Raw genomic sequence first — 25,318 nt, forward strand, 5'->3', positions numbered from 1 at the left:
TCCCAAAACCAGCACCTATAACGGGGGATTCCCCCGAAGACCGCATCTCGCACCAGGCTCACAGGAGAGGATCCGCTTGCCCGACGGGCTCAGTGGCCCGCGTCCTCCCAGTTCGGCCCCACGCCCACGGAGACGTCGAGGGGAACCGTCAGCTCGTAGGCCGCCGACATCTCCTTCACGACCACCTGGCGCAGGTCGTCGAGCTCTCCGGGGTGGACCTCGAAGACGAGTTCGTCGTGGACCTGGAGCAGCATCCGGGAGCGCATCCCCGAGATCGCCCGCTGGACGTTGAGCATCGCGACCTTGATGATGTCGGCCGCGCTGCCCTGGATCGGGGCGTTGAGGGCCATGCGCTCGGCCATCTCGCGGCGCTGCCGGTTGTCGCTGGTCAGGTCGGGCAGGTAGCGGCGGCGGCCGAGGATGGTCGAGGTGTAGCCGTCGGTGCGGGCCTGGGCGACGATCGCGTTGAGGAAGTCGCGGATGCCGCCGAACTCCTCGAAGTATTCGTCTTTCAGCGCGCGGGCCTCGGCCACCGGGATGTTGAGCTGACCCGACAGGCCGAAGTCGCTCAGGCCGTAGGCCAGGCCGTAGTTCATCGCCTTGATCTTGGCGCGCATCTCGCCCGTGACCGTCTCGGGGGCGGTGTCGAAGACCTTCGCGGCGGTGGCGGCGTGGAAGTCGTGGCCCGACTCGAAGGCCTCGATGAGCGAGCGGTCGCCGCTCAGGTGGGCCATGATCCGCAGCTCGATCTGGCTGTAGTCGGCCGTGAGCAAGGTCTCATAGCCGGGACCGACGACGAAGCCCTTGCGGATGCGGCGGCCCTCGGCGGTGCGGATCGGGATGTTCTGCAGGTTGGGCTTCTCGGAGGACAGACGCCCTGTCGCGGCGACGATCTGGTTGAACGTCGTGTGGATCCGGCCGTCGCCTGCGATCTCCTTGATCAGGCCCTCGACCGTGGTGCGCAGCTTCTGCTGGTCGCGGTGGCGGAGCATGATCGTGGGGAGCTCGTGCTCGGTCTGGGTGGCGAGCCAGGCGAGCTGGTCGGCATCGGTGCTGTAGCCGGTCTTGATCTTCTTGGTCTTCGGCAGGTTGAGCCGCTCGAAGAAGATCTCCTGAAGCTGCTTGGGCGAGCCCAGGTTGAACTGCTCCCCCACCGCCGCGTGGGCGGCGTCGACGGCGAACTTCACCTCGGCGGCGAACTCGGCCTCCAGGGCGGCGAAGTAGTCGCCGTCGGCGGCGATGCCGGCCTTCTCGACCTCAGCCAGCACCCGGACCAGCGGGAGCTCGACGTCGATCACCAGGCGGGTGCCGCCGCGCTCGGACAGGTGGGTCTCCAGCGCCTCGGCCAGGTCGAGGACGGCCACGGCCTTCATCGCCAGGTCGCGGGCGGCCACGTCGTCGGCGTCGTCGAACAGGCTGGTCTGGCCGTTGGTCTCGGCGGTGTTCTCCAGCGTGCGGTGAAGGTAGCGCAGCACCAGGTCGTCGAGCGGGAACGTGCGCTGGCCCGGCATCGCCAGATAGGCGGCCAGGGCGGTGTCGCAGGTGAGGCCGCGCAGGTCGTAGCCCTGGGCCCACAGGCCGAGCAGCGGGCCCTTGCTGTCGTGGACGGCCTTCTCGATCGACTCGTCGGCCAGCCACGCGGCCAGGTCGGCCTCGTCGTCGGGGGTCAGCCGGGTCAGGTCGAGGTAGGCGGCGGTGCCGCCGGCGACCGCGAAGCCGATCGCGTCGATGCGGCCGGTACCGCTGCCCCAGCTGCCCGCGAAGGACAGGGCGGTGCGGCCCGCCGCGAGGGTGCCGAGCCAGGCGGCCAGGCCGCCGGGTTCAAGGGTGACGATGTCGGCCTCGAAGCCGCCCTCGACCTCGGGCTCGGCGGTGCCGAGCACCTTGAACAGGCGCTCGCGCAGCTCGCCCCTGATCTGGAGGCTGTCGAGGATCTTGTTGAGCTCCTCGCGGTCCCACTGGCCCATCACGAGCGCCGACGGCTCGGCGTCGAGGGCGACGTCGCGGCGCAGCTCGGTGAGCATGCGGTTGTGGATCACCTGGCCGAGGTGCTCGCGGAGCTTGTCTCCGACCTTCCCCTTGACCTCGTCGGCCCGGCGGACCAGTTCGTCGAGCGAGCCGAACTCACTGATCCACTTGGTCGCGGTCTTCTCCCCGACGCTCGGGACCGACGGCAGGTTGTCGCTGGGGTCGCCCCGCAGCGCGGCGAAGTCTGGATATTGGTTTGGGGTCAGGCCGTATTTCTCCAAGACCGCTTCAGGGGTGAAGCGCGTCATGTCGCTGATCCCCCGGCGGGTCATCAGAACGGTGACCTTCGGGTCGACCAGCTGGAGGGCGTCGCGGTCGCCGGTGACGATCAGGACGTCCATGCCCTCGCCGGAGGCGCGGGTGGCCAGGGTGGCGATCAGGTCGTCTGCCTCGAAGCCGGCCAGAGACAGGTGGGGCACCTTCATGACGTCGAGCAGCTCGTAGATGAGCTGCATCTGACCGCGGAAGTCTTCGGGGGTCTCGGAGCGGTTGGCCTTGTAGGCGGCGTAGGCCTCGTGGCGGAAGGTCGGCTCGCTCCGGTCGAAGCAGACCACCAGGTGGGACGGCGTCTCGTCGCGCATGATGTTGATCAGCATCGACAGGAAACCGTAGACCGCTTCGGTGTGCTGGCCGTCGGTCGTCATGAGGTTGGCGTCCTTCAGCGCGTAGAACGCCCGGTAGGCCAGTGAATGGCCGTCCAGCAGCAGCAAGCGGGGGGTCTCTTCGGTCTTCGCCACCCTCAGAGCCTAGTCTCCCCCTACGACAGAACCACCCGGAAAGGAAGAGCCTTGACCCAAGAGCTCGTCGCTCTGATGAACGCCTCAGGAACCGGCCATCTGCCTGATCGGATGGGCATCGAATTCCTCGAGGTGACCGCCGAGAAAGTGGTCGCGCGGATGCCGGTCGAGGGCAACACCCAGCCGTTCGGGCTGCTGCACGGCGGGGCCTCGGTGGTGCTGGCCGAGACGGTCGGTTCGATCGCGGCGATGTTCGCGGCGGGCGAGGGCCGGGCCGCGGTCGGCATCGAGATCAGCGCGACCCATCACCGGTCGGCCAGGTCGGGGTATGTCACCGGCACCGCCACCCCTCTTCACCTGGGGCGCACGCTGGCGACGTACCAGATCGAGGTGGTCGACGACGAGGGCCGCAGGGTGTGCACGTCGCGGCTGACCTGCATGCTGCGCGACCAGCGGAATTCCTGACCCGAAAGCTGACACAACAGCCCCAACGGTCGCTACCGTTGGGTGCCGAGGGCCCGTGGTGAGCTGAGTAGATAACGTGCGGCGCCGGGGAAGTGCCGCACGGTCCCAAAGGCAGCCGCGGGCCCTTTACATCTTCCTGACATTTCGGCCCCTCACCTGCGCCGACTTTGCAAACGCCGATGACACAGGCAGGTCACCGATTGGTGACGAACTGTCCGTAACCGGGCGTTCGGCTCTATGCTCCGGCCATTACACCGTGGACCTAATCACGGTGTCCCGTGTTCGGGATGACGAGGCACAACCCCGTCATGACCTACGAGGAGCACCATTGCGCAGAGCCGTGATCGCGTTCACGGCCTTCATGGGTGGACTCATTCTCGTCTTCTTGGTCGGAGCGTCCACAGCGTGGGCCGAAGGCGAAGAGGTCAGAGGCACACTCAGACTCCAAGGCCAGCCTGTACAAGGCGTGAAAATCACCGTGACCTCCGACGCTGACGCGCCCGTCGGAGACGCCACGACCGGAGCGGATGGGACCTGGAGTGTTCCCATCGAGAAGTCCGGCTCGTACAAGGTGACGCTGGACCAGGCCACCCTTCCTGCGGGGAAGGCGCTCCGGGACCCTAACCGGGGGACGCTGACCGTCCAGGTTTTCGAGGGCAACGCCCGCAACGTGCTGTTCGGATTGGTCGACGCGAACGCCCCGCCCGCAGGGCAGGGTGACGACGGTGGTGGGAGCTCGTATTGGACGCGGGTCGCCCAGCTCGTCTTCGAAGGCTTGAACCTCGGTTTGATCATCGCGCTCGGCGCGGTCGGGCTGTCACTGATCTTCGGTACGACCGGACTGACCAACTTCGCCCATGGTGAGCTGCTCACCATCGGCGCTTTTCTCGCGTTCTTCTTCAACACCGTCCTCGGCCTTCACCTGCTGATCGCGGCGCCCATCGCGCTGGTGATCGCGGCGGCCTTCGGCTGGGGGCAGGACCGGTTCTTCTGGGGCCAGCTGCGGCGCCGCAAGACCGGCCTGATCTCCATGATGATCATCTCGATCGGCCTCGCCCTGTTCCTGCGGGCGCTGCTGCTCTTCCTGTTCGGCGGCGGCGGCGAGTCCTACGACCAGTACGTCGCCCAGGCCGGCATCCAGATCGGCCCGATTTCGGCCACGCCCAAGAGCCTCGTCGCCATGGGCATCGAGATCGTGGTGCTGATCGCGGTGGGCCTGGCGCTGACGTACACCCGGCTCGGGAAGGCGACCCGCGCGGTCGCCGACAACCCCGCGCTGGCCTCGTCGTCGGGCATCAACGTCGACCGGGTCATCCGCATCGTCTGGGCGGCCGGCACCTGCATCGCCGCACTGGCGGGCATCCTGCTCGGCACCACCCAGAACCTGAACTTCCAGATGGGTCAGCAGGTCCTCCTGCTGATGTTCGCCGGCGTCACGCTCGGCGGCCTGGGCACCGCGTACGGCGCCCTCGTCGGCTCGCTGGTCGTCGGCATGTTCGTCCAGGTCTCCACGCTGTGGATCCCGCCGGAGATGAAGACCATCGGCGCGCTGGTCGTGTTGATCATCGTGCTCATGGTCCGGCCGCAGGGCATTCTCGGCCGTCGCGAGCGGATCGGTTAGGAGGCACACATGGACTGGACACTCATCATCAGCCGTGCCGTCGAAGCCGGCATCGGCTCCGAGGCCATCATCTACGCCCTCGCGGCGATCGGCCTCAACGTGCAGTTCGGCTACACCGGCCTGCTCAACTTCGGCCAGGCGGGCTTCCTGGCCATCGGCGCGTACGCCATCGCGGTGACCGTCGCCACCTTCGGCCTGCCCTTCTTCCTGGGCGTGGGAATCGGCCTGCTGCTGGCCGCCGTGATGGCCCTCTTGCTGGGCATCCCGACCCTGCGACTACGGGCCGACTACCTCGCCATCGTCACCATCGCGGCAGCGGAGATCGTCCGCCTCGTCGTGCGGTCGGTCGCGCTGTCGGACACCTTCGGCGGCACCGACGGCCTCCAGGCCTTCTCGGGCTCCTTCTACGACATGAACCCCTACCCCCCGGGTGAATACGGCATCCCGCCGATCATCGGGTTCGACAACCGGTCGATGTGGGTGCTGACGGTCGGCTGGGTCCTGGTGGCCGTCGCCTCGTTCATCCTGTTCATGGCGATGAAGAGCCCGTGGGGCCGCGTGCTCAAGGCGATCCGCGAGGACGAGGACGCCGTGCGCAGCCTCGGCAAGAACGTGTTCTCGTACAAGATGCAGGCGCTGGTCATCGGTGGCGTCATCGGTTCGCTGGGCGGGTTCATCTTCGCCCTGAGCCGGTCGGCCGTACAGCCCGACCTGTTCTCGACCGACCTGACGTTCTACGCGTACACCGTGCTGATCCTCGGTGGCGCGGCCCGGATCCTCGGCCCGATCGTCGGCTCGATGCTGTTCTGGCTGCTGCTCATCTTCATCGGCACCGGGATGGAAGAGGCCGTCAACAGCGGCGCGATCACCTTCATCACGGTCAACCAGGTCGGCGCGATCCGCCTGATGCTCGTCGGTCTCGGTCTCGTGCTGCTGCTGATCTACCGGCCGCAGGGCATCTTCGGGGACAAGAGGGAGATCTCACTCGATGCACGCTGAATCGGTCCCGGCCGGCAAGACGGCGGCGCTGAAGGCCTTCGAAGGCATGGCCGCCGAACCCGGCGTCAAGAAGCCCGACCCCATCCTCGTCGTCGACAACGTGGTGCGCCGCTTCGGCGGCCTCACCGCCGTCAACGTCAACCACGTCGAGATCCAGCGGGGCAGCATCACCGCCCTGATCGGCCCCAACGGCGCCGGCAAGACGACGTTCTTCAACCAGCTCACCGGCTTCGACACCGCCGACGAGGGCCAGTGGACGTTCAACGGCCAGAACATGAACGGGGTGTCGGCCTACAAGGTCGCCCGCCAGGGCATGGTCCGCACCTTCCAGCTCACCAAGGCGCTGTCCAAGCTCACCGTCATCGAGAACATGCGCCTGGGCGCGCAGGCCCAGAGGGGTGAGAACTTCTTCCGCGGCCTGATCCCGAGCCTGTGGCGCGGCCAGGAGGACGAGATCACCCTCCAGGCCGAGGAGCTGCTCGAACAGTTCAAGCTCGACGCCAAGCGCGACGACTTCGCCGGCAGCCTCTCGGGCGGCCAGCGCAAGCTGCTGGAGATGGCCCGCGCCCTCATGGGCAAGCCCGAGCTGGTCATGCTCGACGAGCCGATGGCCGGTGTGAACCCGGCTCTGACGCAGTCGCTGCTCGGCCACGTGAAGAACCTGCGTGAGCTCGGTATGACGGTCCTGTTCGTCGAGCACGACATGGACATGGTCCGCGACATCTCCGACTGGGTCATCGTGATGGCCCAGGGCGAGGTCATCGCCGAGGGCCCCCCGGACGGCGTCATGTCCGACCAGCGGGTCGTGGACGCCTACCTGGGCGCCCACCACGACGCGCCGCTCTCGGCCGAAGAGGAGGAGCGTCAGCTCCACGAGGCCGAGGCCGAACTCGACGCCACCCTCGAGAAGGAGGTCAAGGAATGAGCGCCGCCGACTCGAACGTGATCGTCGACCGCTCGGCCCACGTGGCCGCCGCCGGAGACGCGCTGCTGCGCTGCGACGAGCTGCTCGCGGGCTACCTGCCGGGCGTGAACATCCTCAACGGCGCCGACCTCTACGTGAACGACGGCGAGCTGATCGGCATCATCGGCCCCAACGGCGCCGGTAAGTCGACCCTGCTCAAGGCCATGTTCGGCCTCGTGGAGGTCCGGTCGGGCTCGATCGTCCTCAAGGGCGAGAACATCACCGGTCTGAAGGCCCACGCGCTCGTGGAGCGCGGGGTCGGCTTCGTGCCGCAGACCAACAACGTGTTCCCGTCGCTGAGCGTCGAGGAGAACCTGGAGATGGGCGCCTTCCAGACGCCCAAGAAGTTCAAGGAACGCTTCGAGTTCGTCTGCGAGATCTTCCCCGCCCTCAAGGAGCGCCGCAAGCAGCGGGCCGGCTCCCTGTCGGGCGGTGAGCGGCAGATGGTCGCCATGGGCCGCGCCCTGATGACCGAGCCGTCCGTCCTCCTCCTGGACGAGCCGTCGGCGGGCCTGTCGCCCAAGCTGCAGGACCTGGTGTTCATCCAGGCCCAGCAGATCAACCGGGCCGGGGTCACCGTGGTCATGGTCGAGCAGAACGCCCGCCGCTGCCTGCAGATCTGCGACCGGGGCTACGTGCTGGACCAGGGCCGGAACGCCTACACGGCCTCCGGCAAGGACCTGATGAAGGACCCGAAGGTCATCGAGCTCTACCTGGGGACGCTGGCCAAGGCCTGATGTCTCCTGCTCGAAAAGGCCACCGGGTCGTCCCGGTGGCCTTTTCCGGTTTCCGTACGGGAAAGGGGTTCCGCCCATGCCACTCGGCCGCCTGCTCGCCGCTCTCTCCCTCGCCGCGCTGACCGCCTGCGCCACCGCCCCGCCCCCGCCGACGGCGGCCTCCACCGATCTGTACGTCACCGGCGCCGACCCCGACGACGACCCGTGCGAGCGGGTGGTGTCGGCACTGGGGTTCGCCGAGCTCATCCTGAAGCCCGCGGGGCAGGAGGAGAGCCAGGAGTTCGGCGAGGGCGTGCGGGGGCGGATCGCCTATGGGGAGGGCGTCATCCTGACGTACGGGCCGAAGCTCCCGAAGGAGCTGGCCGGTCATGCCGCGACGCTGAAGCGGACGATCCGCGAGCTGGTGCCGGCCGCGACACCTCACGAGAAGGCGGTCGCGTCACTGAAGGAATGGCGGGCGGCGGCCACCGCGATCGAGCGGGGCTGCGAGGCGAGCTCGGAATAGATTCCGACAAGCCACACAAATTGCTATTCGATGACTATTGCGGCATTAAGGGCCGTTCAATTCACCCCCGCCAATGACGTGATTGTCGTGATAAAACGGCATCCTGCTGCGCTAGGGTCGGATGTGTTCACGAGTGCGCGGCCGGCCGACTAGTACTACTCCGGAGCGGCCTGTTGGCACTCGTGGAAAGGTTCGGAGTGGATGAGTTCGCCCACATCTGACGATGATGCGTCTGACGACGAAGACGGGATACCCCCGGAGTCCAGGGCGGATTCGCGTCAATCGGGCAGCAGGTTCCAGCGCCACCTTGCGACGGCGGTGAAGATCAGCGCGCTACTTACTGTGCTGATCGAGCTTTTTGTCGCCATTCGCGGTGGCTGACCCGAGTTAGGGCTCGGGCCAGGCCGCTGCATCCCGGGCGGAGGTTTCGCGACAAGGCAAGTGGAGTCCGGAACCTTCGCCCTTTTCGTCGCTCCTATTACATCGCGACGGGTGAACAACTGAGGCTATCTCTACATAGATAGATGGTGTCTCTCGATGCGAAGCTCCATTCGTCTTACATCGGCCACTCTCGACGTGCTGCGCGTGTTCCAGGACGCAGGATCGGCCGATGTCTACGGTCTGCAGCTCGTGGCCGACACCGGCCGACCGTCCGGGACGGTATACCCCCTGCTCTCCCGTCTGGAGGAGGCCGGCTGGATCGAGGGCCACTGGGAAGGCGACGGCAGCCGGGGTAGAGGTCCCCGGCGCCGGTACTACCGCGTCACCCAGGAAGGCGCGGACCGAATCACCCAGGCGGTCCGCATCCACTCCCCCACCCCCTCCTCCGCCCCTCAGCCGCCCTCTGCGCCCGGCCTGGCGACCGGGGCCCCCGTGACACCCCAGCAGGTGATCGCGGGGTTCCTGGCCCCTCTGCAGCGGTTGCGTGAGCGGGCCGGAAACCCTTCACTGCGCCGCCTGGCGGCTCTGACCTTCTACAGTCCCGCGGCGTTGTCGGAGGCCCTGTCGGGCCGTTCCCTGCCGTCCGAACGCCTCGTCCGCGCCTACGTGTCGGCCTGCGGCGGCGACCCCGACGAATGGACGCTGCGCCGGTCCCTGGCCGAACAGAGCATCGAGTCGCAGGTGTGGTTGCCCTTCTCGTTCGAAGACTTCTATCCACTCGGCGTGCGCTGGGCGCGTGCCGCGCTCGCACCGCTGTCGACGTCGTTATCGGAGGCCGACGTAGAGGACATCTCCCACGAGACGTTGCTGACCGTCTTCGAGATCTGGCGGCGGGGACCGGAACTACGACGGGTCGTGTCGGCGACTGCCCTTCGGCACGGCCGCCGTAGAGCCCGCACGCTGCTCAACACGGCCCCCCTGGGCGAGGCCGATACCGGCCCCGTACTCCCGGACATCGCCGAAGAGGTGGCCGGGGAGGCCGCCGCACGCGACTTGCTCAGAGACCTGAGCCGGTCGAGCGCGACCATCATCAGGCTCTCCGCCGATGGCCACGGCATCCACGAGATCGCCCGGCTGATCGGACTGCCGGTGCGGGCCGTCAAGAACCGCCGCAACCAAGCCGTGAGATCGATCCGCGGTTCCGGCCTCTCGGGCGGAGGGGAGGAGTCCCAGTTGCGGGCTTACCTCGGCGAACTGCGCCGCCGCGCGGGAATGCCCTCGCTGCGCTGGATCGCCGTTCGAATCGGTTACAGCCACACGCACGTGGCGGCCGTGCTCGGCGGAACCATGAGCCACCCCTCATGGCGTTTCACCGAACGCTATGTGCACGCCCTCAACGGAGCGACCGGGCACGCTCGTTTCCTATGGGAGCAGTTGCACGCTCAGCGGGACGTCCGGCAGCCCGCGAGCTATTCGGACGTGGCCGCCAAGAGTGGCGACACATTCGCCCTGTGGAACATGGCCGACCGCCTCGAACAGGCGGGCCGGACCGACGACGCGGCCTCGGTCTGGCAGGTCGCGGCCGAGAGCGGCAACACCTACGCAATGACCGTCATGGCCGACCTGCTGGACCGAGCGAACCGGATCAGCGAGGCGGAGCGCTGGCTACGGGCCGCCGCCGAAGCGGGCGACACCGACGCGCTGCACTCCCTTTCCGGGATCCTGGAAAGGGAGGGCCGCGTGGAGGAGGCGAAGGCCTTGTGGAAGGACCGGGCCGAGGCCGACCCGCGGGCCCGGACCGAACTCGCACGGCTCCTGGAGCGCGCCGGACTAGTCGAGGAGGCAATAGCGGTCTGGCGTGCCGCCGCCGCGAGCGGAGGCACGTATCCAACCAGAGAACTCGTACGCATCCTGTTGGACTCCGCGCGTGTCTCCGAGGTCGTCGACGCCTGGAGACATGCCGCCGGGCAGGGCAACCCCTTCGCCGATCAGGAACTGCTCGACCACCTGATGACCGTCGACGACCTGCAGGCCGCCTTCGAGCAGCTACACGTGCTCGGCGGGGCAGCCACCCCCGCTTCCGTCCTGCGACTGTCCGCCAAATTGGAGAAAGCCCTGCGGGTGAGGGACGCGGAGTCGATCCTTCGCGAAGCATCCGCCTCGGGAGGAGGCTGGGCGATCCACGCGCTGGCCGGGCTGCTGCGCCGGAGCGGCCGCCTTACCGAAGCGGTCGATGTGCTGTTGCCACTCGCCCACGATCGTGTTCCCGAGGCGATGGGACCACTGGCCACGATGCTGGAGGACATGGGTCTCGCGGCCGACGCTGCGGCGATCTGGCGAACGCTCGCCCAGGCTTCTGGGGACGCCGACCTGCAGCGTGAGGCCACGGAACAGGCCGACCGCATCGCCGCCGCCCTAACCGAACGGACCGTGCCGCCGCCACCCGCCGGCTTGTGGAGGCCCGCCACCCGGCATGTTGAGGACCTGCTGCGTCGGCAGACCTCAGAGGAAGGGGGCGTCGCCCTCCTCGCCCTAAGCCAAATGCTCGACGGAGAGGGGCGCGCGGAGGAGGCCGACCGGCTCCTCTCAGGGGCGGCATTGAAAGGGGACGCACTGGCCGCAGAGGCACTGGCCCGCCGCCGTAAGCGCCGACGCCCCTGAGCATCGGAAGTGTTCACACGGGGTGGTGGCGTCCGGGAAAAGGGAAGGCCCCCGCCGTCCTCTCGGACGACGGGGGCCTCAGTCAAAGCTGAGCGGGAAGATCAGCCTCAGACCTTACCGGCGAGGTAGGTCTCGTTGGTGTACTTGTTGTCCTTGCCGTACTTGTAGATGCCGATCGTCGCCTCGGACGGGTCGCCCGCGTCGGAGAACTCGACCGGGCCGCTGACGCCGTCGTAGTCGATGTCAGTGCCGGCCTTCACCAGGTCAAGGCAGGCCTTGAACTCGGTGCACTTCGTGCCGCCCTTGCTGACCGCGACCAGGTTCTTCGAGATGCCGGTGCCCGAGTCGTCCTTGCCCGCCTCGGCGGCCAGGGCGATCAGGATGGTGGCGTCGTAGGACTCCGGCGCGTAGCTGAAGTCACGCAGGTCGGGGTTGATCTTGAGCAGGTTCTCCTTGAACTTGCCCTCGGAGGCCGCGCCGGGCAGGGTGCCCTTGACGCCCTCGAGCAGGCCCTCGGGGAAGTCCGGCGAGTAGTCGGCCAGGTTGCCGTCGACGAAGTAGATCTTGACCTTGTCCGGGCCCAGACCCTGCTTCTCGAGCTCGGGGATGAGCTTCTTCGTCTCGTCGAAGGAGATCAGCGCGATCGAGTCGGGGTTGGCTTCCTTGATCTTCGCGACGTCGGCCGAGAAGTCAGGGGCGGCCGGGTCGTAGGCGACCTCGGACGCGATGGTGCCGCCACCGGTCTCCACCGACTTCTTGACCTCGGCCGCGAGGCCGGTGCCGTAGGAGTCCTGGCGGTTCAGGATGGCGATGTTCTCGCCGCCGTCCTGGATCATCAGGTCACCGAGGACGCGACCCTGCAGGACGTCCGACGGGGCGGTCCGGAAGTAGAAGCCCTTGTCGTTGTACGCCGTGAACTCCGGCGAGGTGTTCGCCGGCGAGAACTGGACCACACCGGCGTTGACGATCTTGTCGATCACGGTGAGGGACACACCCGAGGATGCGGCACCGATGATCGCGTCGGCCTTCTGCTGCAGCAGCTTGTCGACGGACTGCGAGGCGATGTCCGTCTTAGCGTCACCGGAGTCGGCGTGGATCTTGGTCACCGGCTTCCCGAGGACACCGCCGGCAGCGTTGATCTCTTCCACGGCGAGGTCGACGCCGGCGAACTCCGGCGGGCCGAGGAAGGCCAGGTCACCAGTCTGCGGCAGGATCGAGCCGATGGTGAGGGTGCCGTCGCCCGCGGTCGCCGCCGTCGTGGCGGGAGCCGCGCTGGTCGCGGCCGGCGCCGAGGTGGCCGGCGCGGCAGTCTCCTCGCCACCACCACAGGCGGTCAGGGCAAGGCTGGCGGCCGCGGCGACTGCGAGCACCCGCCCCATGGGGGCAATACGGATCATGAAGTGTCTCCTTCATCCACACAACGAGGCGCCAGGTTCAACCAGGACACCGCCTCGTTCGAATGCTGGAAACGTACATAACTCCCGGGGGTGTGAACAGGAAAGCGTCTGAACTGTGGACACTTGGATGCGGAGTCGTAATAACTCCTCAACACAAACCCTCCGGCTCTGACCTGCGTGGTCGCGAGCCGGAGGGATCTTGGTCCGGTCAGGCGGGCGAATCAGGCGTCCCAGCCGCCTCCGTCACCACGATCTGGGCGACCTGGCGCATGCTCAGCCGCCGGTCCATCGAGGCCTTCTGGATCCACCGGAAAGCCTGCGGCTCGGACCAGCCGTGCTGGGCCATGAGCAGGCCTTTCGCCCGTTCTACCAGCTTTCGGGTCTCCAGCCGCTCGGTGAGGGTGGTGACCTCCTTCTCCAGGGCGGCCATCTCCTCGTGACGGCTGACCGCCATCTCGATGGCCGGCACCAGATCACCCTTGGTGAACGGTTTGACCAGGTAGGCCATCGCGCCGGCCTCTCGCGCCCGCTCGACCAGGTCTCGCTGCGAGAACGCCGTCAGGATCAGGCACGGGGCGATGCGCTCCGACACGATCCGCTCGGCGGCCGAGATGCCGTCGAGGACGGGCATCTTCACATCGAGGATCACCAGGTCCGGCCGGAGCTCGGTGGCGAGCTTCACGGCGCTCTCCCCGTCGCCGGCCTCGCCGACGACGGCGTAGCCGTCTTCCTCCAGCATCTCCTTCAGGTCGAGGCGAATCAGGGCCTCGTCTTCCGCAATCACCACTCGCCGCTGCGTTCCACTCACGCACAAGAGGTTACCGACGTCCGCTAGATTGGGACCACGCACGCCCCGATAGACCAACGGCAGAGTCAATGGCCTCAAAATCCATCAAGTGTGGGTTCGAATCCCACTCGGGGCACACTTCCCTCATGCCCTGATCTCTGCCGTGAGCTCGGCGAGGCGCGCGGCGTCGGCCGGGTCCAGCGTACGCAGCGTGAGCGGCAGCGGCCTGCCACGGTCCACAGCGGTGAGCGGCGCCTTCGGCGGGTCGTCGATGAAGTCGTGTACGGGCGCCACCGACGCCTCCACGGTACGCGCCGCCAGTCGTGCGGCCACCCGGAGCGCCAGGCGCAGCGGCGGGGGCAGCATCGACGCGTCGCCGCTGCGGGTAAACCCGGGGTGGTAGAGGACGTACGGCACCCTCTCCCCGTGCTCGGCGGCGTAGGCGACGCCGAGCAGGTCGTTGGCGCGGCCGGCCTGCAACTGCGCGCGCACCATGCCGTAGCCCCGGGTGAGCTGCGGGTCGTCCCAGGCGATCGCGCCCTTCGTGGTCCCCACCCCGGCGACGTTGACGATGACGGGCCGGGCACTGGCCGACAGCAGCGGCGTCAGCCCGTGGCTCAGCAGGTGGCGGCTCAGGTAGTACAGCGCGAACGTCGTCTCCAGCCCGTCGGCGGTCACCGTCCGCCTGGGCGCCTGCCGGTTGGCGAACAGCGCCAGGGCGTCCACCACCGGCGTCGCGGCGGTGATCGCCGCGATGGCGGCCCTGTTCCCGGCCAGGGTGCTCAGATCGGCGTGGACGAATTCGACCGCTCCCCCGAGCCGTTCGCCCTTCGCCCGGTTGCTGCCGATCGCGAACACCCGGTCGCCGCGGGCGGCCCTGGCCAGCGCGAGCGCGCGCCCCATGCCGTCGGTGCCGCCGCTGATCACTGTGACTGCCATAGCCTCACTATCGGGAAGCGGCCGATTCAGCGACAAGAAGGCAGTTTCATGTCCGATACGCACACGCAGGTGCCCTCCGTGCTCGCCGCTGAGCTGCCGTCTCCGGTCCCGGCCCAGGAGTACGAGGACTGCCCCGTCACCGACGTCCTGCGCCGCGTCGGCGACAAGTGGACCGTGCTGGTCATCGTCCTGCTCGGCCGACGGCCCCACCGGTTCAACGAGCTGCACCGGGCCGTTGAGGGCATCAGCCAGCGCATGCTCACCCGCACCCTGCGGGCCCTGGAGGACGACGGGCTGGTCAGGCGGGAGGTCTTCCCCACTCTTCCGCCCTCGGTCGAATACAGCCTCACCGGCCTCGGCGTCTCGCTGCTCGCGCCGCTGTCGGCGCTGGCCGACTGGGCGGTGAGTCACCAGGCCGAGATCGCCGCCGCCAGAAAAGCCGAAAGGCCGCCACGTGTGACGTGACGGCCGTTTCGTCGGAAGGTCAGCCGATGCTCGGGTTGGCCACGGCCGAACCGAGGATGTGCACGCGCAGCGCGTTGGTCGACCCGTGGTTTCCGGGAGGCGAGCCCGCCACGATGACGATCTTGTCGCCCTTCTCGAACGTGCCGAGGGCGAGCAGGGACGCCTCCACCTGACGCACCATGTCGTCGGTGTGGTGCACGAACGGCACCTCGAAGGTCTCCACGCCCCACGTCAGCGCGAGCTGGCCGCGGACCACGGGGTTCGAGGTGAACGCGATCAGCGGGATCGGGCTGCGGTAGCGGGCCAGGCGGCGGGCGGTCTCACCGGACATGGTGAAGGCCACCAGGGCCTTGGCCCCCACGATGGCACCTACCTCGGCGGCGGCGCGGGCGATGGCGCCACCGGTCGACTCGGGACGCCGGTCGAAGTGGTGGGTGGAGCGCAGGGTCGCGCCCTCGGCGGCGGAGGCGATGCGGGCCATCGTCGAGACGGACTCGATCGGGTAGTTGCCGACCGACGTCTCACCCGACAGCATGACCGCGTCGGCGCCGTCCATGACCGCGTAGGCCACGTCGGAGGTCTCGGCCCGGGTCGGCCGGGGTGCGGCCATCATCGAGTCGAGCATCTGGGTCGCCACGATGACCGGGTGGGCCTTCTCGCGGCAGAGTTCGATGATCCGGCGCTGGACGATCGGGACCTGCTCCAGCGGGAGTTCGACGCCCAGGTCGCCACGGGCGACCATGACGCCGTCGAAACGGTCGACGATCGCCTCGAGGGCGTCGACGGCCTGCGGCTTCTCGATCTTGGCGATGATGGGCAGGTGAACGCCCTCTTCCTCCATGATGCGGTGGACGATGTCGGCGTCCTCCGGCGCGCGCACGAACGACAGCGCGATCATGTCGAAGCCGGTCCGCAGGGCCCAGCGAAGGTCGATCTCGTCCTTCTCGGTCAGGGCCGGGGCGCTGACGGCCACGCCCGGCAGGTTCAGGCCCTTGTTGTCGGAGATCATGCCGCCGACGATGACCCGGGTGGTCACCCGGGGACCCTCGACCTTGACGACCTCGAGGTGGAGACGGCCGTCGTCGACGAGGACGGTGTCGCCCGGCTTCACGTCGCCGGGGAGGCCCTCGTAGGTGGTGGAGACCATGTCGCGGTCTCCGGGGACGTCTTCGGTGGTGATCGTGATGATGTCACCGACGCCGAGACGGACCGGTCCGGAGGCGAACTTGCCCACCCGGATCTTGGGTCCCTGGAGGTCGGCCAGCACGCCTACCGCGCGGCCAAGCTCCTCGGCTGCCTCCCGCACCCGGTCGAAGACCTCTTGGTGCAGCTCATGGCTGCCGTGGGAGAGGTTGAAGCGGGCGACGTCCATGCCCGCGCTGATCAGCTCCCGCAGCCGTTCCGGAGATGAGGTGGCGGGACCTAGGGTACAGACGATCTTTGCTCGACGGCTCACGAGTCCTAGCCTAATTGGTCCAGACCACTTGAATGTGACGGCATCCATAGCTGTGGCCAAATTGTCAATGACTTCACGCGATAGCCGACGTGTCCTAACGTTGCCCGTTATGGGGTGTTTCAGGAGGTTGGCTGCCGTCTCGGCGCTGATGAGCGTCCTCGCGTGCGGGGGACAGGCTACCGAATCGACCGCGCCCCCCACCGGCGTTTCGGTCGCGTTGCAGCAATGGCGTTCGGATGTCGCGGTCCATCGGATCCAGGTGTCGGTCACCAACACCTCCACCACTCCCCTGCGCATCACCGACCTGCGGCTCGACTCCGGATCGTTCGAACCGTCGGCCCCGGTGAAGGTCGACACCACGCTCGGGATGACACCGAGAACCGACTTCCCGATCACGTACGGCAGGGCCCGCTGCGACGCCACGGCCATCCCGCCGGTCAAGCCGACGGACGTCGTCGCCACGATGGCCGTGGGCGACGCCCCGGCGAAGGAGGTCCGGTTCCCGATCCCGGTGACCGACGGCCTGCTGACCCAGCTCGTGAAGTACGAGTGCGGGGAGTACATCCTGAAGCAGTCGGCCACGATCGCCTTCGGCCCCGGCTTCACCCGCAAGGGCGACGACCTCAAGGGGACCCTCGTGGTCACCGGCACCCGCCACGTGACGATCGACGACATCGACGGCACGACGCATTACGTACTGAAACCGGAGAAGAGGCGACCCGTCGCCGTGGTCGACCCGGGGACGTCGGACATTCCCGTCACGATCCGGCCCACCCGCTGCGACCCGCACGCCTTCGCCGAGGCCAAGCAGGCCTACCTGTTCCAGGTCTGGGGACACACCGAGGGCGGGGAGACCTATCGGATGATCGTCACCCCGCCCAGGGACATTCAGGAGGAACTGCTCGCCTACGCCATCGAGGTCTGCGACTTCCCCGCCACGTGACGCCGATATCGGATCACCGCGTAACCGGTCCAGGAGATCGCGATCACCAGGATGATCCCGATGCGGACCTCCCAGAGATACTCGGTCGGATAGACGACGCCGGTGATGTAGGTGTCGATGAAGCCACTGGGCTTGAGCTGATGGGCGCCCGCCTGGGCGCGGGCCCAATTCTCCAACGCCGTCAGCGGGCACTCGACCAGGCCGGTGAGCTGGATCGCGCCCCACAGGGAGAACCCCAGGGCGGGCCAGATCAAGCGGGGCCACCGCCAGGCCAGGAACCCGCCCAGGGCGATATACGCGATGACGATGAAATGCACGACCATCACGGTTTGCCACAAAACGTGATAAATCATTTCTCGAACCTAGAAAGAGAACGGACCGCCGGGATCCGTCCGGCTACTCATCTCCTCTCTAGGTACCCGAAATCGTGACCGCTTTCTGCGCGCTGACGATGCCGTTTCCGTAGAACCCGTTCTGGGAGACCGAGCCCTCGCAGGTGTGGGTCGTCCGGGCCGAGTAGCGGTAGTTGCCCGACGCCGGGCAGCCCCGGTCGTAGGTCGAGGCGTAGAGCAGGCTCTCCAGCCGGGCCGGGTCGAGTTGCAGTCCGCCCTTGCCCGGCTTGCCGAACCGGGCCACCAGCAGCGCCGCGACGCCGGTGACGTGCGGGGCGGCCATCGAGGTGCCCTCGAGGTACTGGTAGTAGGAGCACGTGCCGTTCTTGCACTCCCGGATGACCGAGGAGTCGTACGGCCGGCCCTGGGCGTCGATCATGTCCGAGGCCTTGAGCGCGTTCTGGGGTGCGGCGGCCAGGATCTCCCGGGCCGCGCCCTTCAGCGAGGTTCCTCCGTCGTCGGAGTCGCCGCCGGGGGCGGCCACGTCGGCCTGCTCGGCGCCGTAGTCGGAGTAGAGCGCCTTGCGCTTGCTCGGGCCGACCGAGGTCACCGTGATCACGCCGGGCAGTTCGGCCGGGATGTTCAGGCAGGTGTTGTCGATCGTGCGCGACTTGGCGGAGCCGGCCGGGTAGTCGGGGCTGCCGGTGTCCTTGGTCGGGTTGCCCAGGTCGATGGAGCCGTTGCCGATGGCGCTGACCAGGGTCACCCCACGGGAGCGGGCGTAGGCGACCGCGCGGGTCATGCCCGCGATGATCGCCTTCTGCTCCGACTGCTGGGCCGCGGTGTCGGCCGGGTTGGCCGGGCAGTTGAAGTTCCACGGGTCGACGTAGAACGACATGTTGACCACGTCGATGCCCTGGTCGCCGGCGTATTTGAGGGCGTCCATGGTCGGCTTCAGGAAGAAGTAGCCGGAGTCGGTGCCCGCCCGCAGGTTGACCAGCGAGACACCCGGGGCGACGCCGCCGATGCCGATGCCGTTCAGCGGCGAGGCGATCGTGCTGGCCACGTGGGTGCCGTGCCCGTCGTCGTCGACGTCGGCCGGGTCCTTGCAGCCCCTCCACTCACACGGGCCGTCGAGGTTCTTGCCCTTGGGGTCCTTCGGCCGGTCGGTGACGAAGTTGCGGGACAGCGCCCGGTTGAAGTTGGGCGCGATGTCCGGGTGCTTCCCATCGATCCCGGTGTCGATGACCCCGACCAGCACCTTGTGAGAACCGATCTCCGTCTTGTACGACCCCGACGTCGTCGCCCCGATCATCTTCATGTCCCACTGACGGGAGGCGAGCGGCTCGTTCTTCACCGCGGCCCTGCGCGGCCCGGCGGCCGGCTGGACCCGGGCGATCTCACCGATGGGCTTGTCCTGGAGCACGCCGACGATCGCCGGGCTCGACGGAATCCTCGCCGCCCTCGCGACCAGGTAGCCGAGTTCCACGTCGTCGGACAGGACGTCGCCACCGGTCGCGGTGACCGCGTCGGTCGCGGCTTCTCCCTGTCCCGGCGTGTAGAACACCAGGTAGTCCTGGGCCTGCGCCGACGGAGATTGGGCCGCGCAGGCCGTGGCCAGCAGGGTCAACGCCAGACCCGCGAATACTGCCTTGCCCACACGTCCTCCTTCGCTCGGAACACCAGATCCTCGCGAACCCGTCCGGGCATCCGCAACTCACTACGCCATTCCACATAAGTCGATATTTCGGAATTGCCCTTAAGGGTAGGCCGAAAAACGCAAAACGATGCCCCCGGGAATATCCAGGGGGCATCGTTTTGACGTACTAGACCAAAGGACGCGCGGTCGGCGGGATCGCCACCGGGAGCGCGGTCGCCCCGGTCAGGTAGTCGTCGACCGCGGCGGCGGCCGAGCGGCCCTCGGCGATGGCCCACACGATCAGCGACTGGCCGCGGCCCATGTCACCGGCCACGAAGACCCCGTCGACACCGGACTCGTAGGTCCGGTTGCGGGACACGTTGCCGCGCGGGTCGTAGAACTCCCCGGCCGACAGCTCGGCCAGTTCGTCGAGGAGCCCCGCGTGCTGCGGCCCGACGAAGCCCATCGCGAGGGTGACGAGCTGGGCGGGCAGTTCGCGCTCGGTGCCGGGGATCGCCCTGAAGCCGGCGCCCGGCCCCTCGACGTCCACGACCCTGATGGCCTGGAGGTTGCCCTCGTCGTCCTTGACGAACTCGGTCGTGGAGACCGCGTAGACCCGCGCTCCCCCGCCTTCGGCGAGCTCCTCGTGGGCCGACTCCATCTTGAACAGCATGGGGAACGTCGGCCACGGCTGCCCGGCCGGGCGCAGCTCCGGCGGCATGGGCATGATCTCCAGCTGGGTCACCGAGAGGGCGCCCTGCCGGATCGCGGTGCCGATGCAGTCGGCGCCGGTGTCGCCGCCGCCGATGACCACGACGTGCTTGCCCTTGGCGTTGATCTCCGAGTCGGCCAGCGCCTTGTTGGCCGGAGGCAGATACTCCATCGCCTGGTAGACGCCCACCGCGTCACGCCCGGTTGCGGGCAGGTCGCGCCAGGCGGTGGCGCCGCCGGCCAGCACGATCGCGTCGAACTGCTCGCGCAGCTCGGCGGCCGTGATGTCGACGCCGACGTTGACGCCGGTGCGGAACTCGGTGCCCTCGGCCCTCATCTGGTCGAGGCGGCGGTCGATGTGCCGCTTCTCCATCTTGAACTCGGGGATGCCGTACCGGAGCAGACCGCCGATGGCGTCGGCCCGCTCGAACACGACGACGTCGTGCCCGGCGCGGGTGAGCTGCTGGGCGGCGGCCAGGCCCGCCGGGCCCGAGCCGACGACCGCGACCTTCTTCCCGGTCCTGGCCACCGGAGGCTGGGGGGTGACCCAGCCCTCGGCGAAGGCGCGGTCGATGATCTCGACCTCGACCCGCTTGATCGCCACCGGGTCGGAGTTGATGCCGAGCACGCAGGCCGCCTCGCACGGAGCCGGGCACAGGCGGCCGGTGAACTCGGGGAAGTTGTTGGTCGCGTGCAGCCGCTCGACGGCCTCACGCCAGTCGTCGCGGTAGACCAGGTCGTTCCACTCGGGGATGAGGTTCCCGAGCGGACAGCCGTTGTGGCAGAACGGGATGCCGCAGTCCATGCAGCGCGAGGCCTGCTTGGACAGCTTCTCCGGGGCGAAGTCGACGTAGACCTCGCGCCAGTCGCGGATCCGCACGTCCACCGGACGGCGGGTGGGCAGCTCACGTGGTTGGGTGAGGAACCCCTTCGGGTCGGCCATGTCGTTGCCCCCTTATCCGTGAACCGCGGCCATGATGGCCTCGTCGATGTCGCGGCCCTCTGCCTCGGCCGTGGCCCTGGCGGTGAGCACCCGCTTGTAGTCGATCGGCATGATCTTGCCGAACCGTTCGGCGGCGGCCGTCCAGTCGGCGAGCAGGCCCTTGGCCACCGGCGAACCGGTCTCGGCCAGGTGCTTCTCGACCAGCTCGCGCAGGATCTCGGAGTCCTCGTCGCCGATGGGCTCCAGCTCGACCATGTCGCGGTTGATCCGCTCGGGCTTGAGGTCCAGCACGTAGGCCACGCCGCCGGACATGCCGGCCGCGAAGTTGCGCCCGGTCGCCCCGAGGACGACGGCCTTGCCGCCGGTCATGTATTCGCACCCGTGGTCGCCGACGCCTTCGACGACGGCCGTGGCGCCGGAGTTGCGGACGCAGAACCGCTCGCCCACCACACCCCGGATGAACGCCTCACCGGAGGTCGCGCCGTAGAGGCCGACGTTTCCGGCGATGATCTGGCCGTCGAGCAGATCGCTGGGCGGGGTGACCGTGATCCGGCCGCCCGACAGGCCCTTGCCGACGTAGTCGTTGGCGTCGCCGGTCAGCCGCAGCGTGATGCCCTTGGGCACGAACGCGCCGAACGAGTTGCCGGCCGACCCGGTGAAGCTCACGTCGATCGTGTTCTCCGGCAGGCCCGCCCCGCCCCACTTCTTGGTGACGTGGTGGCCGAGCATGGTGCCGACGGTCCGGTTGACGTTGCGGATCGGCAGTTCCAGCGTGACCTGCTGGCCGAACTCGATCGCGCCCTCGGCGAGCTGGATCAGCGTGTTGTCGAGCGCGTGCGCCAGACCGTGGTCCTGCTCGACGACCTGCTGACGCGGGGTGCCCGCGGGCAGGTCGGGCTGATAGAGGATCGGCGACAGGTTCAGGCCCTGGGCCTTCCAGTGGGTCACGGCGGCCTCGGTGTCGAGCAGGTCGCTGCGGCCGATGACCTCCTCCAGCGAGCGGTAGCCCAGCTCGGCCAGGTATTCCCTGACCTCCTGCGCGATGAACTCGAAGAAGTTGACCACGAACTCCGGCTTGCCGGTGAAGCGCTTGCGCAGCTCGGGGTTCTGGGTGGCCACACCCACCGGGCAGGTGTCGAGGTGGCAGACGCGCATCATGACGCAGCCGCTCACGACGAGGGGCGCGGTGGCGAAGCCGTACTCCTCGGCGCCGAGCAGGGCGGCGATGATGACGTCGCGGCCGGTCTTGAGCTGGCCGTCGGCCTGCACCACGATCCGGTCGCGCAGACCGTTGAGCAGCAGGGTCTGCTGGGTCTCGGCCAGGCCGAGCTCCCAGGGCGTGCCGGCGTGCTTCAGGCTCGTGAGAGGCGAGGCGCCGGTGCCGCCGTCGTGACCGGAGATCAGCACGACGTCGGCGTGGGCCTTGGAGACGCCCGCCGCGACCGTGCCGACGCCGACCTCGGAGACCAGCTTCACGTGGATGCGGGCCTGCGGGTTGGCGTTCTTCAGGTCGTGGATGAGCTGGGCCAGGTCTTCGATCGAGTAGATGTCGTGGTGCGGCGGCGGCGAGATGAGGCCGACGCCCGGCGTGGAGTGCCGGGTCTTGGCGATCCACGGGTAGACCTTGTGGCCGGGCAGCTGGCCGCCCTCGCCGGGCTTGGCGCCCTGGGCCATCTTGATCTGCACGTCGTCGGCGTTGACCAGGTATTCGGAGGTCACGCCGAAGCGGCCGGAGGCCACCTGCTTGATGGCCGAGCGGCGGTTGGGGTCATAGAGGCGCTCGGGGTCCTCGCCGCCCTCACCGGTGTTCGACTTGGCGCCGATCCGGTTCATCGCGATCGCGAGGGTCTCGTGGGCCTCCATCGAGATGGAGCCGTAGGACATCGCGCCGGTGGAGAACCTGCGCACGATGTCGGAGACCGACTCGACCTCGTCGACCGAGATCGGGCCGCCGGGCGCCGGGCGCAGCTTGAACAGGCCGCGCAGCGTCATCAAGGTCTCCGCCTGATCGTCGATCAGGCCGGTGTACTCCTTGAAGATCTCGTAACGCCGGGTGCGGGTGGCGTGCTGGAGCTTGAAGACGGTCGTCGGGTTGAACAGGTGGGGCTCGCCTTCGCGCCGCCACTGGTATTCGCCGCCGACCTCCAGGCTCCGGTGGGCGTTCTCGGCCCGCGGGTACGCCTTAGTGTGCCGCTGCTGCGCCTCCTTGGCCAGGACGTCGAACCCGACGCCGCCCAGCCGCGAGGTGGTGCCGGTGAAGCACTCGGCGATGACCTCGGCCCCCAGGCCCAGCGCCTCGAAGATCTGCGCGCCGGTGTAGGAGGCCACCGTGGACACGCCCATCTTGGACATGACCTTCAGGACGCCCTTGCCGTACGCCTTGATCAGGTTCCGCACGGCCTTGGGGTTGTCGGGGAACCGCTCCTCGACCGTCTCGATCGCGAGGTAGGGGTTGATGGCGCTGGCGCCGTAGCCGACGAGCAGGGCCATGTGGTGGCACTCGCGCGCCTCGCCGGTCTCGATGACCAGGCCCACCTTGGTGCGGGACTTCTCCCGGATCAGGTGGTGGTGCACCGCGCCGGTCAGCAGCAGCGACGGGATCGGCGCCTTCTCGGCGTTCGAGCCCCGGTCGGACAGCACGATGATCCGGGCGCCGTCGGCGATGGCCTGGGAGACCTCTTCACGGATCTCCTGCAGCCGCCGGGTCAGCGCGTCGCCGCCCCCGCCGACGTGGAACAGACCGGAGACGACGTGGGGCTGGAAGCCGGGCAGCGCGCCCTCGTCGTTGATGTGGACGATCTTCGCGAGCTCGTCGTTGTCGATCACCGGGTAGGGCAGCACCAGACGGCGGCACGACACCGCGGTCGGGTCGAGCAGGTTGCCCTCGGGGCCGATGGTCGACTGCAGCGAGGTGACGAGCTCCTCGCGGATGGCGTCGAGCGGCGGGTTGGTGACCTGCGCGAACAGCTGGCTGAAGTAGTCGAACAGCAGCCGGGGCTTGTCGCTCAGGGCGGCCACCGGGCTGTCGGTGCCCATCGACCCGATCGGCTCGGCGCCGGTCATGGCCATCGGGGTGAGGATGATCCGCAGCTCTTCCTCGGTGTAGCCGAAGGTCTGCTGGCGCTTGACGAGGGCCTCGTGGGTGGGGTGCTCGTGCTCGCGCTCGGGCAGCTCCTCGAACCGCACCAGACCGGCGTGCAGCCACTCGCCGTAGGGCTCGGCCGCGGCCAGGTCGGCCTTGATCTCGTCGTCTTCGATGATCCGGCCCTGGGCGGTGTCGACCAGGAACATCTTGCCGGGCTGGAGACGGCCCTTGCGGACGATCTTCTCCTGCGGGATGTCGGACAGCACGCCCGCCTCGGAGCCCAGGATGACCAGGCCGTCGTCGGTGACGTAGAAGCGCCCGGGACGCAGGCCGTTGCGGTCGAGCACGGCGCCGACGACGGTGCCGTCGGAGAACGAGATCGACGCGGGGCCGTCCCAGGCCTCCATCAGCGTGGAGTGGAACTCGTAGAAGGCCCGGCGGGCCGGGTCCATCTCCGTGTGGTTCTCCCACGCCTCGGGGATCATCATCAGCACGGCGTGCGGCAGCGACCGGCCGCCGAGGTGCAGCAGCTCCAGCGTCTCGTCGAACGAGGCGGTGTCGGAGCCGTCGGGGTCGCAGATGGGGAACAGCCGCTCCAGGTCACCGGGGATCAGGTCGGTGTCGAGCATCGTCTCGCGGGCGCGCATCCAGTTGCGGTTGCCCTTGACGGTGTTGATCTCACCGTTGTGGGCCACGTAGCGGTAGGGGTGCGACAGCGGCCACGACGGGAAGGTGTTGGTGGAGAAGCGCGAGTGCACCAGCGCGATGGCCGAGACGTAGCGCTCGTCCGACAGGTCGGGGAAGAACGGCTCGACCTGCTGCGGGGTCAGCATGCCCTTGTAGACGGTGGTCCGCGAAGACAGCGACGCGAAGTAGACGTCGGCCTCGTGCTCGGCCCGCTTACGGAAGGCGAAGGCGGCCCGGTCGAGCTCGATGCCCGACAGGTCGCCGGAGCTGACGAACAGCTGGGTGAAGTGGGGCATCACGGCGCGGGCGGTCGGACCGGCGTGCCGCGTGTCGACGGGCAGGTCGCGCCAGCCGAGCACGGTGACGTTCTCCTCGGCCGCGATCTCGTCGATCATCCGCAGGGCGATCGCCCTGGCCTGCGAGTCGATCGGCAGGAACGCGATGCCGGCGGCGTACTTCCCGGCCTCGGGGAGGCCGAAGGGGACGACCGCGCGGAAGAACGCGTCGGGGATCTGCGTCAGGATGCCGGCGCCGTCACCCGTATCCGGTTCGCTTCCCCGAGCACCTCGGTGATCGAGGTTGATGAGCGCGGTGAGAGCCTTCGCGACGATGTCGTAGCTACGGCGGCCGTGGACGTCGGCCACCATGGCGACACCACAGGCGTCATGCTCGAATGCGGGGTCGTAAAGGCCCTGAGGCTCGGGAAGCCCAGGACGGCCATGGCGGGCAGCAGGCATGAAATCACTCCCGTCGTCTTCTTCTGCGTGGTGACAGAGGGACGACGCTGGCCCTGCTGCAGTTGTAGTGAGTAGAGGTTACCCCACCGTTTCCGGATG

At 68.3% G+C, this 25,318-nt stretch carries 18 protein-coding genes and 1 tRNA gene; 10 read left to right on the forward strand and 9 right to left on the reverse strand.

Annotated features, from left to right (window positions below):
* Positions 1 to 89 precede the first annotated feature (89 nt).
* Positions 90 to 2,765 carry a DNA polymerase I gene (gene polA / locus AW272_RS07265; protein WP_066362015.1) on the reverse strand — a complete coding sequence of 892 codons (2,676 nt, stop codon included), beginning with the start codon at positions 2,763 to 2,765 and terminating at the stop codon, positions 90 to 92.
* A 75-nt stretch (positions 2,766 to 2,840) separates the two neighbouring features.
* Here polA and AW272_RS07270 point away from each other — a divergent pair, with 75 nt between their 5' ends.
* From AW272_RS07270 to AW272_RS43100, 7 genes are all read left to right on the forward strand, one after another.
* Complete coding sequence (locus AW272_RS07270; RefSeq protein ID WP_066362577.1) at positions 2,841 to 3,230, forward strand: hotdog fold thioesterase; 390 nt, start codon at positions 2,841 to 2,843, stop codon at positions 3,228 to 3,230.
* Positions 3,231 to 3,696: 466 nt separating this feature from the next.
* Positions 3,697 to 4,851, forward strand: coding sequence for a branched-chain amino acid ABC transporter permease (locus tag AW272_RS07275; RefSeq protein WP_245657237.1), 1,155 nt, complete (start codon positions 3,697 to 3,699; stop codon positions 4,849 to 4,851).
* Between the two features lie 9 nt (positions 4,852 to 4,860).
* Positions 4,861 to 5,850 (forward strand): branched-chain amino acid ABC transporter permease, encoded by a 990-nt coding sequence (locus AW272_RS07280; RefSeq protein ID WP_066362016.1) that lies wholly within the window; start codon positions 4,861 to 4,863, stop codon positions 5,848 to 5,850.
* On the forward strand, positions 5,840 to 6,775 hold the full coding sequence (locus tag AW272_RS07285; protein ID WP_066362017.1) for an ABC transporter ATP-binding protein: 936 nt from the start codon (positions 5,840 to 5,842) through the stop codon (positions 6,773 to 6,775). Before AW272_RS07280 ends, AW272_RS07285 begins: the two co-directional genes overlap by 11 nt.
* Positions 6,772 to 7,551, forward strand: coding sequence for an ABC transporter ATP-binding protein (locus AW272_RS07290; RefSeq protein ID WP_066362018.1), 780 nt, complete (start codon positions 6,772 to 6,774; stop codon positions 7,549 to 7,551). Before AW272_RS07285 ends, AW272_RS07290 begins: the two co-directional genes overlap by 4 nt.
* Before the next feature lie 76 nt (positions 7,552 to 7,627).
* Positions 7,628 to 8,056 carry a hypothetical protein gene (locus tag AW272_RS07295; RefSeq protein ID WP_066362019.1) on the forward strand — a complete coding sequence of 143 codons (429 nt, stop codon included), beginning with the start codon at positions 7,628 to 7,630 and terminating at the stop codon, positions 8,054 to 8,056.
* 537 nt (positions 8,057 to 8,593) lie between these two features.
* The gene (locus AW272_RS43100; protein ID WP_066362020.1) at positions 8,594 to 11,098 is read left to right on the forward strand and encodes a helix-turn-helix domain-containing protein; all 2,505 of its coding nucleotides are present in this window, start codon (positions 8,594 to 8,596) and stop codon (positions 11,096 to 11,098) included.
* Between the two features lie 107 nt (positions 11,099 to 11,205).
* Here AW272_RS43100 and AW272_RS07305 read toward each other — a convergent pair whose 3' ends face one another.
* Both AW272_RS07305 and AW272_RS07310 read right to left on the reverse strand, forming a co-directional pair.
* Entirely contained in the window at positions 11,206 to 12,495 is a 1,290-nt protein-coding gene (locus AW272_RS07305) for an ABC transporter substrate-binding protein (RefSeq protein ID WP_066362022.1), read from the reverse strand.
* Positions 12,496 to 12,703: 208 nt separating this feature from the next.
* Positions 12,704 to 13,309, reverse strand: coding sequence for an ANTAR domain-containing response regulator (locus AW272_RS07310; protein ID WP_083958088.1), 606 nt, complete (start codon positions 13,307 to 13,309; stop codon positions 12,704 to 12,706).
* A 36-nt stretch (positions 13,310 to 13,345) separates the two neighbouring features.
* Here AW272_RS07310 and AW272_RS07315 point away from each other — a divergent pair.
* Positions 13,346 to 13,418: transfer RNA gene (locus AW272_RS07315), tRNA-Leu, on the forward strand.
* 8 nt (positions 13,419 to 13,426) lie between these two features.
* Here AW272_RS07315 and AW272_RS07320 read toward each other — a convergent pair.
* Positions 13,427 to 14,221: an SDR family NAD(P)-dependent oxidoreductase gene (locus tag AW272_RS07320; RefSeq protein ID WP_066362027.1), complete on the reverse strand. Its 795-nt coding sequence runs from the start codon at positions 14,219 to 14,221 to the stop codon at positions 13,427 to 13,429.
* Between the two features lie 48 nt (positions 14,222 to 14,269).
* Here AW272_RS07320 and AW272_RS07325 point away from each other — a divergent pair, with 48 nt between their 5' ends.
* On the forward strand, positions 14,270 to 14,686 hold the full coding sequence (locus AW272_RS07325; RefSeq protein WP_066362028.1) for a winged helix-turn-helix transcriptional regulator: 417 nt from the start codon (positions 14,270 to 14,272) through the stop codon (positions 14,684 to 14,686).
* Between the two features lie 19 nt (positions 14,687 to 14,705).
* On the opposite strand, the gene pyk is transcribed toward AW272_RS07325, so the two are convergent.
* On the reverse strand, positions 14,706 to 16,142 hold the full coding sequence (gene pyk, locus AW272_RS07330; protein WP_066362029.1) for a pyruvate kinase: 1,437 nt from the start codon (positions 16,140 to 16,142) through the stop codon (positions 14,706 to 14,708).
* Between the two features lie 127 nt (positions 16,143 to 16,269).
* On the opposite strand from pyk, the gene AW272_RS07335 reads away from it, so the two are divergent.
* Positions 16,270 to 17,085 (forward strand): hypothetical protein, encoded by an 816-nt coding sequence (locus tag AW272_RS07335; RefSeq protein WP_157518420.1) that lies wholly within the window; start codon positions 16,270 to 16,272, stop codon positions 17,083 to 17,085.
* Here the strand turns inward: AW272_RS07335 and AW272_RS07340 are convergent.
* The 4 genes from AW272_RS07340 to gltB form a co-directional block, all read right to left on the reverse strand.
* The gene (locus AW272_RS07340) at positions 17,049 to 17,438 is read right to left on the reverse strand and encodes a DUF2784 domain-containing protein (RefSeq protein WP_066362031.1); all 390 of its coding nucleotides are present in this window, start codon (positions 17,436 to 17,438) and stop codon (positions 17,049 to 17,051) included. The two genes, AW272_RS07335 and AW272_RS07340, sit on opposite strands and share 37 nt — an antisense overlap.
* 58 nt (positions 17,439 to 17,496) lie before the next feature.
* Positions 17,497 to 19,077, reverse strand: coding sequence for a S8 family peptidase (locus AW272_RS07345; RefSeq protein ID WP_066362033.1), 1,581 nt, complete (start codon positions 19,075 to 19,077; stop codon positions 17,497 to 17,499).
* A gap of 166 nt (positions 19,078 to 19,243) precedes the next feature.
* Entirely contained in the window at positions 19,244 to 20,710 is a 1,467-nt protein-coding gene (locus tag AW272_RS07350) for a glutamate synthase subunit beta (RefSeq protein WP_066362034.1), read from the reverse strand.
* 12 nt (positions 20,711 to 20,722) lie between these two features.
* Complete coding sequence (gltB, locus tag AW272_RS07355; RefSeq protein ID WP_083958089.1) at positions 20,723 to 25,219, reverse strand: glutamate synthase large subunit; 4,497 nt, start codon at positions 25,217 to 25,219, stop codon at positions 20,723 to 20,725.
* Between the last annotated feature and the right edge of the window lie 99 nt (positions 25,220 to 25,318).

This window comes from Herbidospora mongoliensis (assembly GCF_001570545.1).
Taxonomy (GTDB): domain Bacteria; phylum Actinomycetota; class Actinomycetes; order Streptosporangiales; family Streptosporangiaceae; genus Herbidospora; species Herbidospora mongoliensis.

Excerpts from the sequence above, each read along its gene's own strand:
- AW272_RS07270 (WP_066362577.1), top strand. The coding sequence starts at position 2,841 with ATGAACGCCTCAGGAACCGGCCATCTGCCTGATCGGATGGGCATCGAA.
- AW272_RS07280 (WP_066362016.1), top strand. The coding sequence starts at position 4,861 with ATGGACTGGACACTCATCATCAGCCGTGCCGTCGAAGCCGGCATCGGC.
- AW272_RS07285 (WP_066362017.1), top strand. The coding sequence starts at position 5,840 with ATGCACGCTGAATCGGTCCCGGCCGGCAAGACGGCGGCGCTGAAGGCC.
- AW272_RS07290 (WP_066362018.1), top strand. The coding sequence starts at position 6,772 with ATGAGCGCCGCCGACTCGAACGTGATCGTCGACCGCTCGGCCCACGTG.
- AW272_RS07295 (WP_066362019.1), top strand. The coding sequence starts at position 7,628 with ATGCCACTCGGCCGCCTGCTCGCCGCTCTCTCCCTCGCCGCGCTGACC.
- AW272_RS43100 (WP_066362020.1), top strand. The coding sequence starts at position 8,594 with ATGCGAAGCTCCATTCGTCTTACATCGGCCACTCTCGACGTGCTGCGC.
- AW272_RS07305 (WP_066362022.1), bottom strand. The coding sequence starts at position 12,495 with ATGATCCGTATTGCCCCCATGGGGCGGGTGCTCGCAGTCGCCGCGGCC.
- AW272_RS07320 (WP_066362027.1), bottom strand. The coding sequence starts at position 14,221 with ATGGCAGTCACAGTGATCAGCGGCGGCACCGACGGCATGGGGCGCGCG.
- AW272_RS07325 (WP_066362028.1), top strand. The coding sequence starts at position 14,270 with ATGTCCGATACGCACACGCAGGTGCCCTCCGTGCTCGCCGCTGAGCTG.
- AW272_RS07340 (WP_066362031.1), bottom strand. The coding sequence starts at position 17,438 with ATGATTTATCACGTTTTGTGGCAAACCGTGATGGTCGTGCATTTCATC.
- AW272_RS07350 (WP_066362034.1), bottom strand. The coding sequence starts at position 20,710 with ATGGCCGACCCGAAGGGGTTCCTCACCCAACCACGTGAGCTGCCCACC.
- gltB (WP_083958089.1), bottom strand. The coding sequence starts at position 25,219 with ATGCCTGCTGCCCGCCATGGCCGTCCTGGGCTTCCCGAGCCTCAGGGC.